At 54.4% G+C, this 12,002-nt stretch carries 9 protein-coding genes; 4 read left to right on the top strand and 5 right to left on the bottom strand.

Going from position 1 to position 12,002, the window contains the following annotated elements:
- Positions 1-31: 31 nt before the first annotated feature.
- A complete protein-coding gene (locus tag RT197_RS13560) occupies positions 32-2,065 on the bottom strand; it encodes an alpha-amylase (RefSeq protein ID WP_312951483.1) in 2,034 nt (677 codons plus the stop codon).
- Between the two features lie 303 nt (positions 2,066-2,368).
- On the opposite strand from RT197_RS13560, the gene RT197_RS13565 reads away from it, so the two are divergent.
- Complete coding sequence (locus RT197_RS13565; RefSeq protein WP_312951485.1) at positions 2,369-3,190, top strand: protein bax; 822 nt, start codon at positions 2,369-2,371, stop codon at positions 3,188-3,190.
- Between the two features lie 44 nt (positions 3,191-3,234).
- Here RT197_RS13565 and xylR read toward each other — a convergent pair whose 3' ends face one another.
- The 4 genes from xylR to xylF form a co-directional block, all read right to left on the bottom strand.
- On the bottom strand, positions 3,235-4,413 hold the full coding sequence (gene xylR / locus RT197_RS13570) for a D-xylose utilization transcriptional activator XylR (protein WP_312951487.1): 1,179 nt from the start codon (positions 4,411-4,413) through the stop codon (positions 3,235-3,237).
- A 37-nt stretch (positions 4,414-4,450) separates the two neighbouring features.
- On the bottom strand, positions 4,451-5,632 hold the full coding sequence (xylH, locus tag RT197_RS13575) for a xylose ABC transporter permease XylH (RefSeq protein WP_312951488.1): 1,182 nt from the start codon (positions 5,630-5,632) through the stop codon (positions 4,451-4,453).
- On the bottom strand, positions 5,610-7,151 hold the full coding sequence (locus tag RT197_RS13580) for a xylose ABC transporter ATP-binding protein (RefSeq protein ID WP_312951489.1): 1,542 nt from the start codon (positions 7,149-7,151) through the stop codon (positions 5,610-5,612). The genes xylH and RT197_RS13580 overlap by 23 nt, the downstream gene beginning before the upstream one ends.
- A 66-nt stretch (positions 7,152-7,217) precedes the next feature.
- A complete protein-coding gene (gene xylF / locus RT197_RS13585; protein ID WP_312951491.1) occupies positions 7,218-8,210 on the bottom strand; it encodes a D-xylose ABC transporter substrate-binding protein in 993 nt (330 codons plus the stop codon).
- 359 nt (positions 8,211-8,569) lie between these two features.
- Here xylF and xylA point away from each other — a divergent pair, with 359 nt between their 5' ends.
- From xylA to RT197_RS13600, 3 genes are all read left to right on the top strand, one after another.
- Positions 8,570-9,892, top strand: coding sequence for a xylose isomerase (gene xylA, locus RT197_RS13590; RefSeq protein WP_312951493.1), 1,323 nt, complete (start codon positions 8,570-8,572; stop codon positions 9,890-9,892).
- A gap of 56 nt (positions 9,893-9,948) precedes the next feature.
- Positions 9,949-11,403: a xylulokinase gene (gene xylB, locus RT197_RS13595; protein ID WP_312951495.1), complete on the top strand. Its 1,455-nt coding sequence runs from the start codon at positions 9,949-9,951 to the stop codon at positions 11,401-11,403.
- A 235-nt stretch (positions 11,404-11,638) separates the two neighbouring features.
- Entirely contained in the window at positions 11,639-11,965 is a 327-nt protein-coding gene (locus RT197_RS13600) for a YiaA/YiaB family inner membrane protein (RefSeq protein WP_312951496.1), read from the top strand.
- Positions 11,966-12,002: the final 37 nt, after the last annotated feature.

Raw genomic sequence — 12,002 nt, forward strand, 5'->3', positions numbered from 1 at the left:
TTGGGCGCGCTATGCGCGCCCCGGTAAAGATTTACTGCCGCTGACCCGCCCAAATCACCATCACCGCATCATCGCCCTTTTGACGGATGAAGCCGTATCCCTGTGAAAGCGTGAGCGTGGTCTGTTTGCCTTCGCCTACCGCCGGATGGCGGGCGCGGAACTGGCCCAGCTTTTGCCAGTGCGCCAGGTTTTGTGACGCTTTTCCGGCCAGATCCTGCCAGTTCATCTGTGAGCGGGTGCCCTGAAGCGGATCGGAACCGGTGGGCCCGAACGGACGCGCGGATTCATCACCGTAAAAGATCTGTACCGCGCCGGGTGCCAGTAGCAGCAGTTCCGCCGCCCGGCTGCCGCCCTCGCGGAACAGGCGAGTATCGTGTGAGGAGAGATAGCTGAGTACGTTAAACGTCTGGAGTTTATCGGCCATTTGCTGCCAGACGGGGTCGATGTTTGCCAGGCAATCCACCGCGCCTGCGGCCTGCTCCTGATAATCAAAGTTGATCATCGCGTCAAAGCCGTGGCGATAGTAGTCACTTTGCATCACGCCGTGTCCCCAGGCTTCCCCGGTCATCCAGAACGGCGCGTCGTCCAGCGCTTTGGCGGGATTGGCGGCTTTCCAGGCGGCAAGCGCTTCGCTGGCCTGGGTTTTCAGTTGTTGCCAGCCGTCCATTTCAACGTGTTTAGCGGTATCTACCCGAAAACCATCAATGCCGTAATCGCGCACCCACTGACTCAGCCAGTGCGTCAGATAGTCACGCGGCGTGTAGCCTGCTATCTCTTTGGCGTGAGTATCCGGCTTATGCTGATAAAAGACGGGCAGGCCGGACGGGGTGGTGGATTCGGTTTTCAGATCGGGTAAAAAGGCCAGCGACATGGTGAGATCGTCAAAACCGGGGTTGTCGTAATCGCCAATATCGGTCCTGATCCAGTTTTTCCCCCACCATTTGCCCCATGCGGTTTTGTCGCTGAAATTAATAAAATCGTTGTAGCTGTGCCAGCTTTGCCCGGCGGACGGTTTCCAGTCGGTCCAGCGCTCGCCCAGCGTTTTCTTCAGTTCGTCACCCTGCAAATACAGCGCGCCAAACTGGTACTCCTGCATATCGGCGAGCGTGGCGTAGCCGGTGTGGTTCATTACCACGTCAAAAAGGATACGTATTCCGCGTTTGTGCGCTTCATCAACCAGCGTGCGCAGGTCGGACTCATCGCCCATATTGGCATCCAGCCGGGTCCAGTCCTGGGTGTAATAACCATGGTAGGCATAGTGCGGGAAATCGCCTTTGGTGCCGCCGCCCACCCAGCCGTGGATTTGTTCCAGCGGCGAGCTGATCCATAGCGCGTTGACGCCCAGCTGGTGCAGGTAATCCAGCTTGCGGGTCAGCCCTTTCAGGTCGCCACCGTGGAACGTGCCGATCTCTTCCATCCCGTCCGGGTGTCGGCCATAGCTGTTATCGTTGCCGGGATCGCCGTTCTCAAAACGGTCGGTGAGCACAAAATAGACGGTGGCGTTATGCCAGTTAAATGCAGCCGGAGCGTCGGTTTCGGCACGCTCCAGAAGCAGCAGGCCGTTACTGTCAGCGGCGGGAGCGAGGGCGATTTTTCCCTCCCGGACGGTCGCGGTTTGCTGGCTATAAAAATCGCGCACCACGCTGCCTTCAGGAAAAGTCTGGCTGACATCCAGCGTCAAAGGTTTACCATCCCACTTCGGACACTGGCGCACGGCTACGGCGCTTGTTTCCTGCGCGTCGGTTTTTATGCTGATCATTAGCGTAGGCGTGCCGGATCGGGTATCGACCTCCAGTTGATATTCACCTTCCCGAAACAGACGCCACTGCGGCGCATCGCCGCTACAGGGCTTCAGCGAGAGCATCTGGTTGAGCTTAATCGCGTCTGCGGGCTGCCAGCACTGTTGGTCAAAATGTAAGGTCAGGGGGCGTATACCCTTCGGCAGTGACGTCTGACTTATGAACTTTCCGCTGCCCTGCGGCGTAAACGCCGGGAAATCTGGCGCGTTCCAGGCAGCGAAAGCCATGCCGGGCAGGAGTAGCGGAGCAAGTGCGGCGAGTTTCATAGTGATATCCAGTCACGGGGTTTTGTAGATTTTGCACGCAATCCCCGGCGGCGTACTCCTCCCTTGCGGCAGGCTGAAGGGGAGGACAACACAGGGTGAGTGACGGCGAGCACAAAATTGCGCAACAGAATGGTTTCGGTCGAAAAACGAGCTATTTTTAGTCGTTGCAGATGACACTATTTCGGACTTTATCTATTTCTTTACGTGATCAAGAAGGATATTTTTGATAAGGTCTGCGGATCAGTGCTCATTTTTTAACATAACTAAGGCGTTTTGGATGCTTAAATCCGACCAGGAGACTTAATGATATCGACTCCCCTTCGACGATACGGGGCCATGATACTCATGTTACTCACCTCTGCTTTTTCGGGTGGGACGTTTGCAAAAACGCACACAACAACGAGTGATATAGCCCATATAACAGCGACAACGAGTAAAAAGGTTAGCAGTAAACAAGAGTATTCTCGCAATAGTGATTTGAGCAGTGCACTCCCTGACTTGCGAAAATACCCTTCCGGAACACCCAGAAAGAAAGCGTTTCTCCGGACGGTCATGCCTTATATTACCAGTCAAAATGCAGCGATTACGACCGAACGTAACTGGCTGATTTCAAAGCAGTACGCCAATAAATGGTCGCCTGCAGAGCGTTCGCGCCTGAAGGATATTGCTAAGCGCTACAAAATTAAATGGTCCGGTAATACGCATCGTATTCCCTGGAACACATTGCTTGAGCGCGTAGACATTATTCCTGACAGCATGATCGCAACCATGGCAGCAGCAGAAAGCGGCTGGGGTACCTCGAAGCTGGCGCGTAACAACAATAACCTCTTCGGCATGAAATGCGCCAAGGGCCGTTGTAGTAATGCACCGGGCAAAGTGAAAGGCTACTCGCAGTTTGGTTCGGTAAAAGATTCGGTTAACGCCTACGTGGTGAACCTGAATACGCATCCGGCCTATTCTTCTTTCCGCAAATCACGCGCGCAGTTGCGCAAAGCGGATCAGGAAGTCACTGCCAGCGCGATGATCCACAAGCTGGAGGGTTACTCCACTAAAGGGTCCAGCTACAACAACTTCTTGTTTGCGATGTACCAGGATAATCAGCGGCTGATTGCGGCGCATATGTAATAGCTTTAAAGAGAACGCCTTCCGAAAGGAAGGCGTTTTTGTTTCTACATCATCACTTCACTATACCTGTCACGGTAATCCTTCGGCGTCGCGTCGTATTCCTTTTTAAATACTGAGTAAAAATATTGCAGTGAAGGGTAGCCGCACATCTGCGAAATTTCGTTAATCGACAGCGACGTGGAGATAAGCAGACTGCGCGCTTTGTCGAGTTTTTCCGCGTGGATCACCGCATGAATCGTCTCTCCCACTTCCTCCCTGAACCGCTTTTCCAGATTTGAGCGGGAAATACCTACCGCGTCGAGAACCTGATCGACCTTGATGCCTTTACACGCATTATTGCGGATGTAGTGCATGGCCTGGATGACGGCCGGATCGTTTAGCGAGCGATAGTCGGTAGAACGGCGTTCAATGACTCGCATAGGCGGAACCAGTACGCGCTGGAGCGGTAGCTCTTCGTTGTCCATTAAGCGGTGCAGCAGTTTTGCCGCCTGGTAACCCATTTGTCGCGCGCCCTGGGCGACGGAAGACAGCGCCACGCGTGAGAGGTAGCGCGTCAGCTCTTCGTTATCAATGCCGATAACGCACAGTTTTTCAGGCACCGGGATATGCAAATGCTCGCAGGCCTGCAAAATATGCCGTGCTCTGGCGTCGGTTACGGCAATAATCCCGGTCTGGGGCGGCAGCGTTTGTAGCCAGTCGGCGAGCCGGTTTTGCGCGTGCTGCCAGTTTTCCGGCGCGGTTTGCTGTCCCTGATAAACTACGCCGCGATATTTTTCTTTGGCAACCAACTGGCAGAAGGCGTATTCCCGCTCCACCGCCCAGCGTTTGCCGCTGGAAGTGGGAAGCCCGTAGAAGGCGAAGCGGTGAACACCTTTCTCTTTCAGATGTAAAAAAGCGCTCTCTACGAGCGCAAAATTATCGGTCGCAATATAATGTACGGCAGGATAGTGCTCTGGCAGATGATAAGAACCGCCGACGCCGACGATAGGAACGCCGACATCAGCCAGTAACTGCTCTATTTCAGGATCGTCATAATCAGCGATAACGCCATCACCCAGCCACTCTTTAATGTTCTCAATGCGGGCGCGGAAATCCTCTTCGATAAAAATATCCCACTCCGATTGCGAGGCCTGCAAATATTCCCCAACGCCCTCAACCACCTGCCGGTCGTAGGCTTTATTGGCATTGAATAAAAGGGTAATGCGGTGACGCTTTTCAAACATAGTACGGATTTCCTGGTAATCATCGCACGGTGAAAAATCAGACACGGCGTTTGGTGGCAGAGTCCATCCAGACTGCCAGCAAGAGGATTGCGCCTTTAACGATATACTGCCAGAACGTTGGCACGTCCATCATACTCATGCCGTTATCAAGGGACGCCATAATAAATGCCCCCATTACCGCGCCTGCCACGCTACCGATGCCACCCGCCAGACTGGTTCCGCCGATAACGCAGGCGGCAATAGCATCCAGCTCCGCAATATTGCCCGCTGACGGGGAACCTGCGCCCAGGCGTGAACTGAGGATCAGCCCGGCCACTGCGACCATCAGGCCGTTAATGGCAAAGACCGCAAGTTTAGTGCGTTCGACGTTGATTCCTGACAGGCGAGCCGCCTCCAGATTGCCGCCGATAGCATAAATACGACGACCAAACGCGGTGCGCGTTGCCATAAACATCCCGGCCAGCAGCAAAAAAGCCAGCAGCAGAACCGGCGTGGGAACGCCACGATAGTCATTCAGCAGCCAGATAGCGCCGAGAATAATGATCGCGGTGATGGCCTGCTTACCTGCCACGCCGCCCGACGCGGGTGTGTTCAGACCCAACGCCTGACGACGTTGACGACCGCGCCACTGCCAGGCAATAAACGCCATCAGCCCCAGTACGCCAATAGAGAAGCCAAAACCGCCGGGCAGGTAGCTTTGACCGATCTGCGACATCGCCGCGCTGGTCGGAGAGACGGTGGTCCCGTTGGTAATGCCGATCAGTACCCCGCGAAATGCCAGCATCCCGGCAAGGGTGACGATAAACGAGGGCACTTTACGGTAGGCCACCCACCAGCCGTTCCATGCGCCCAGCAGCAGGCCCATCACCAGCGTAACGATAATCGTCAGAGGCAGCGGCCAGCCGAACCAGACGTCAAAAATCGCCGCCGCGCCGCCCAGCAGCCCCATCATAGAGCCTACGGACAAGTCGATCTCCGCAGAGATAATCACGAACACCATACCCACCGCCAGAATGCCGGTGATTGCCGTCTGGCGAAGCAGATTTGAAATATTACGGGCGCTCAGATACGCGCCGTCGGTGGTCCAGGTAAAAAACAGCATGATCGCCACGATAGCGGCAATCATCACGAACACCTGGAGATTCAGGGATTTGAGGCCCGCGAATGCGCCAGGCACCGGGACCGCGAGTTTCATCTCAGACGGATTGCTTTTCGACATTGCGTTCGCTCCTCAGGGCGGCTTCCATAACCTGTTCCTGCGTCAGATTATGATTAACTAAGTTGGCTTTTAACTTCCCTTCATGCATCACCAGCACTCTGTCGCTCAGGCCAAGCACTTCCGGCAACTCCGACGAGATGACGATAACCGCGATTCCCTGCTGCACCAGCTGGTTGATAAGTTTGTAGATTTCATACTTTGCACCGATATCAATGCCGCGCGTCGGCTCATCGAGGATAAGAATGCGGGGATTAAGGAGCAGGCAGCGCGCCAGGATGGCTTTTTGCTGATTGCCCCCGCTCAGGCGACCAATTGCCAGCTCCGGGGATGAGGTTTTTACCTTCAGTCGCTGAATGGATTGCAAAATACAGTGCTGCTCCGCCGCGTCATTAAGTGTGCTGGCGGGACCGGTGAATTGATCCAGTGCGGCGAGAGTAATGTTTTTTCCGACGGCCATCACCGGCACGATGCCGTCTTTCTTGCGATCTTCCGGCACCATCGCAATCCCGTGGGCAATCGCTTGCTGGCAACTGTTTATTTTTACCGGCTGACCATCGATAAAAATCTGGCCCTCCCAGCGCCCGCGCCAGACGCCAAACAGACACTGCACGGCCTCGGTGCGTCCTGCGCCGACCAGCCCGGCAATGCCCAGGATTTCGCCACGTTTAAGAGAAAAAGAGACGTCGTTCACCCGCCTGATGTCGCGGTTGACCGGATGCCAGGCCGTCAGATGCTCAACGCGCAGGATCTCTTCGCCGGTGGTATGAGGTTCAGTAGGGTAGAGCGCCGTTAGCTCGCGGCCTACCATCATGGTGATGATATCGTCCTCGCTCATTCCCGCAGCGTCGCGGGTACCGATGTGCTGACCATCGCGGATCACGCAGATCGTGTCCGAAATGGCCTTAACTTCGTTTAGCTTGTGCGAGATATAAATGCAGGCAATATCGTGATGCTGGAGGTCGCGAATAATATTCAGCAGCACCGCCGTTTCCTGCTCCGTCAGCGAGGCCGTTGGCTCATCCAGAATAAGCAGGCGCACCTGTTTATTCAGCGCTTTAGCTATTTCAACCAGCTGCTGCTGGCCAAGTCCTAAATCACCGGTGCGTGTATTTGGTGAAATCGCCAGCTTGACCTGGGCGAGCAGCTTTTCACAGCGCAGCGTCATGGCGTCATAATCCATGACGCCATGACGGGTGATTTCCGCGCCGAGAAAAATATTTTCCAGCACGGTTAAATCTTTTACCAGCGCCAGTTCCTGATGAATGATGGCGATTCCCCGACGTTCGGTGTCGCGGATATGGCTGGCCTGTAACGGCTCACCGGTAAAAATAATCTCACCGTCGAAAGTGCCGTGCGGATAGATACCGCACAGCACTTTCATCAATGTGGATTTCCCGGAACCATTTTCGCCACACAGCGACATCACCTCGCCTGAGTTTAATCTTAGGCTGACATTATCCACGGCCTTTACCGCGCCGAAGGCTTTGGTTATGTTTTTCATTTCCAGTAAATAGGGCATAGCTGCTCCGCGTAGCCAATGAAATAACATCCAGAACCGGTGCCCTCGCGGGGAGGGCATCAGAGGTTAAAGGTCGCTTTTCTTGTGGAAGCCGTCTTTAACCACGGTGTCATCGATATTGTTCTTGTTGACTTCAATAGGCGTAAGCAGACGTGCGGGAACATCTTTCAGGCCATTATTCAGCGAAGAGTCTGCTTTTGGCTGCTGGCCGTTACCGAGCTCGACGGCGATCTCTGCGGCGGTGTTTGCCAGCAGGGTGATGGGCTTATAGACGGTCATTGTCTGGGTGCCCGCGAGGATGCGTTTGATCCCGGCAAGATCGGCATCCTGACCGGAGATGGAGACTTTACCCGCCAGCCCCTGAGCGTCCAGCGCCTGGATTGCGCCACCGGCGGTGGCATCGTTAGAGGCGACGACGGCGTCAATTTTGTTATTGTTTGCCGTCAGCGCATTTTCCATAATTTTCAGCGCGTTTTCGGGCAGCCAGCCATCAACCCACTGATCGCCGACCACTTTTATTTTTCCCTGATCGATATAGGGCTTTAATACTTTCATTTGACCGGCACGGAATAATTTGGCGTTATTATCGACCGGTGAACCACCCATCAGGAAATAATTTCCTTCAGGCGTTTTGTTTACCAGGCTTTGGGCCTGCATCTCGCCTACTTTTTCGTTATCAAAAGAGATATAAAAATCGATATCGGCATTGTTGATCATCCGGTCATAGGCCAGCACTTTTATGCCTTCCTGCTTCGCCTCTTTCACCACATTGCTGAGCACCTGACCGTTGTAAGGAATAATGACCAGGACGTCTACGCCGCGATTGATCATATTTTCAATTTGCGACATCTGGGTTTCTTCGTTGCCGTTAGCAGACTGGACAAATACTTTTGCACCGAGTGATTCCGCTTTTTTGACAAAGATATCGCGATCTTTTTGCCAGCGCTCCAGGCGCAGGTCGTCAATCGCCATACCGATTTTAACTTCTTTCGCGTGGCCTGCCGTACCGATCAGCAGGAGGGAGGCGCAGAGAGTGAGACAAACGTTCTTTATTTTCATAATCGTGATGCCTTTTGTAGGGTTAGAGTCGTTAAAAGAAAAATTGACTGCGTAACACGCTGCAAATTTTTAACAGGTAAACAGGAACTGGCAATTACAGATTCTTATCTTCGCATTACGATATTTCGTTTATTTTCTAATTTATGACCGCGATCGGACTTTTAAATGTCGGAGCCGGTTTTTTGCAACATTTTCAGGAAGGAATTACGTAAAACGCAAACAGCGTTTTTGCGAGCCAGCGCACATTTGTGGATTCTCTCAATAGCAGTGTGAAATAACGTAATTGAGCAACGCGAAAGGACGCTCCAGTATTACGCCTAAATCTACTATCCGCCGCGTCTCTGAATATGGAGTTCATTATGCAAGCTTATTTTGACCAACTGGATCGTGTCCGTTTCGAAGGGCCGAAGACCAAAAATCCTCTGGCGTTCCGCCACTACAACCCGGATGAGCTGGTGCTTGGCAAACGGATGGAAGACCATCTGCGCTTTGCTGCCTGCTACTGGCACACCTTCTGCTGGAACGGGGCGGATATGTTTGGCGTCGGTTCCTTCGATCGTCCCTGGCAGAAGCAGGGGGAGGCGCTGGAGCTGGCAAAACGCAAGGCGGACGTGGCGTTTGAGTTTTTCCATAAGCTGAATGTGCCGTACTACTGCTTCCACGATGTTGACGTTTCGCCGGAGGGCGCATCGCTGAAAGAGTACCTGAACAATTTCGCCGCGATGGTAGACGTGCTGGGCGAAAAACAGCAGCAGAGCGGCGTGAAGCTCCTGTGGGGCACCGCAAACTGCTTTACTAACCCGCGCTACGGTGCAGGCGCAGCCACCAATCCCGATCCAGAAGTGTTTAGCTGGGCGGCAACCCAGGTGGTCACCGCAATGAACGCTACGCACAAGCTGGGCGGTGAAAACTACGTTCTGTGGGGCGGTCGTGAGGGTTATGAAACCCTGCTGAACACCGATCTGCGTCAGGAGCGCGAGCAAATCGGCCGCTTCATGCAGATGGTGGTGGAACATAAACATAAGATTGGTTTTCAGGGCACGCTGCTGATTGAGCCGAAACCGCAGGAGCCGACCAAGCATCAGTATGATTACGACGTCGCCACCGTTTATGGCTTCCTGAAACAGTTTGGTCTGGAAAAAGAGATCAAAGTGAATATTGAAGCGAACCATGCGACGCTTGCGGGCCACTCCTTCCATCATGAAATCGCCTCAGCCATTGCCATGGGTATTTTTGGTTCCGTTGATGCCAACCGTGGCGATGCGCAGCTTGGCTGGGATACCGACCAGTTCCCGAACAGCGTGGAAGAGAACGCGCTGGTGATGTATGAAATCCTCAAGGCTGGCGGTTTTACCACTGGCGGTCTGAACTTTGATGCGAAAGTTCGCCGTCAGAGCACAGATAAATACGATCTGTTCTACGGTCACATTGGCGCGATGGATACGATGGCGATGGCGCTGAAAATCGCCGCCCGGATGATCGAAGACGGCGAGCTGGATAAACGCGTCGCTAAACGCTACAGCGGCTGGGACAGCGAGCTGGGTCAGCAGATCCTCAAAGGGCAGCTGAGCCTCGCGGAAATTGCCAGCTACGCCGAACAGCATAATCTGGCTCCGCAGCATCACAGCGGGCACCAGGAGCTGCTGGAGAATCTGGTTAACGCGTATCTCTTCGATAAATAATCACGTTTGCCCGGCCACGCAACTGCGCCGGGCCTCTCTGATAAGGAGTCGTCACTATGTATATCGGGATAGATCTGGGAACGTCCGGCGTGAAGGCCATTCTGCTGGATGAACAGGGAAACGTGCTGGCGACCCGAACGGAGAAACTGACCGTATCGCGCCCGCATCCGCTATGGTCGGAACAGGATCCTGAGCACTGGTGGCAGGCCACGGACCGCGCCATTAAAGCGTTAGGCGAGCAGCATTCGTTACGCGAGGTTAAAGCGTTGGGCATCGCCGGGCAGATGCATGGCGCGACGCTGCTGGATAAGCAACAGCGTGTTTTACGTCCGGCGATCCTGTGGAACGATGGGCGCTGTGGCGAAGAGTGCGCGCTGCTGGAGGCGCAGGTGCCTTCTTCCCGGGCGATCACCGGCAACCTGATGATGCCGGGATTCACCGCGCCCAAAGTGCTGTGGGTACAACGGCATGAGCCAGAAATATTTCAGCAGATCGACAAGGTGCTATTACCTAAAGATTATCTGCGCCTGCGGATGACAGGCGATTTTGCCAGCGATATGTCAGACGCGGCGGGTACGTTATGGATGGATGTCGAAAAACGTGACTGGAGCGATGAAATGCTCAGCGCCTGCCGGTTGACGCGCGACCAGATGCCAGCGCTGTTCGAAGGCAGTGAAATTACCGGAACGCTGCTTGCCGACGTGGCCGCTGGCTGGAATATGCCTGCGGTTCCGGTGGTGGCAGGCGGCGGCGATAACGCGGCGGGCGCGGTGGGCGTCGGGATGGCGGACGCCGGGCAGGCGATGCTCTCACTGGGCACTTCCGGCGTGTATTTCGCCGTCAGCGAAGGTTTTCTGAGCAAGCCGGAAAGCGCGGTACACAGCTTCTGCCATGCGCTGCCGGGACGCTGGCATTTGATGTCGGTAATGCTTAGCGCGGCCTCCTGCCTTGACTGGGCAGCAAAGCTAACCGGAATGGATTCAGTTCCTGCGCTGATTACGGCCGCCCAGGCCGCCGATGAAAATGCGGAGCCGGTCTGGTTCCTGCCGTACCTGTCCGGGGAGCGCACGCCGCACAATAATCCGCAGGCGAAAGGCGTCTTTTTTGGCCTGACGCATCAGCATGGTCCGGCAGAACTGGCGCGCGCCGTGCTGGAAGGCGTCGGTTACGCGCTGGCGGACGGCATCGATGCGGTTCATGCCTGTGGCGTGAAGCCGGAAAGTATTACGCTGATTGGCGGGGGTGCGCGTAGCGCATGGTGGCGTCAGATGCTGGCGGATATTTCCGGTCAGCAGATGGACTACCGCACCGGGGGGGATGTCGGTCCGGCGCTGGGCGCGGCGCGGCTGGCGCAAATCGCGTTAAATCCCGGACGTCCGCTGTCTGAACTCCTGCCCCAACTGCCGCTTGACCAGACACATGTCCCTGACGGCGCACGTCATGCGCGGTATAGCGGGCAGCGTGAAACGTTCAGACAGATCTACCAGCAACTGCTGCCGCTGATGTCCTGACGAATTTTCCCTCCTCATATCCGGGGAGGGATTCATTAGATGTATATATTGACGATTATTTGTACATATCATTACTTAATGATATGAATTTATTCCGAATTTCAGCCAGTTTTTCCTCCCGATGAAGTATCAGGACTCTGCTCTACCCCATAATGATTTTTCCACGGAGCGGAAAATGGAGATGGAGCGTATGGGTCAAAAAAGTGGGGCAATATCTCTTCACACGGCAAGAATCATGATGCTTGCAGGCGTTGTGCTGTATGGCATTGGGCTATGGAATATTTTCCCAACGTTAAGCGACAGGGGCTATTACGTTGCGTTGCTGGTGCTGGGGTTATTCCCCGTAGCGGTTTACTGGCATCTGGTACAGCACCAGTGCCTGAGTGCCGTGATGAATTCCTGGTGTCGTTTAACGCTTCTGACGGCGATGGGATTGCTTGCGGTCGGTTTATGGAATGAGCCAATTCCGTGGCAGCTTAAGCTTATGTATGTCATATCCTGGGCTATGAGTCTGACCGGTATGGCATTTTATTGCCGGGCGTCTGGTTCAGTGAAGTCTTAACAGAGCCTGTTCAGGTATATAAAACTCGAGAAAGATT

The sequence above is a fragment of the Superficieibacter sp. genome (genome assembly GCF_032071645.1).
GTDB lineage: Bacteria > Pseudomonadota > Gammaproteobacteria > Enterobacterales > Enterobacteriaceae > Superficieibacter.